The organism is Mammaliicoccus sp. J-M41 (assembly GCF_022385935.1).
GTDB classification, from domain to species: domain Bacteria; phylum Bacillota; class Bacilli; order Staphylococcales; family Staphylococcaceae; genus Mammaliicoccus; species Mammaliicoccus sciuri_A.
Genome location: NZ_JAJNIR010000096.1, coordinates 1 through 273 on the forward strand (window position 1 = coordinate 1; position 273 = coordinate 273).

The window sequence follows — 273 nt, forward strand, 5'->3', positions numbered from 1 at the left end:
ATACTTTAAATATTAAAAATGAATCTCAAGTTAATAAGTGGTGGAAATGGTATAGAGATGGTGAAACACATAGGTTTAATCAACAAGTGGGCAAACAATATTCCTATGGAAAAGGTATAGAAGAGTTAAGTACTGTTGAATCGCTCAAATTTCAATTAAAGCGCAAAGAAGTAGGAAATGAAATTTTAAAAAAGTACAAGGAATTGGAAAGGAAGTGGTCCCAGAAGTAGTTGTTGAATTAGTAAATGAATTAAAATCAAAATATACAGTAAA

Annotated in this window: 1 pseudogene; it reads left to right on the top strand. The window is 29.3% G+C overall.

The annotated features are described in order from the left end of the window. Positions 1–273 (top strand): annotated as a pseudogene (locus tag LQ686_RS14050) (IS3 family transposase); the annotation flags it as partial.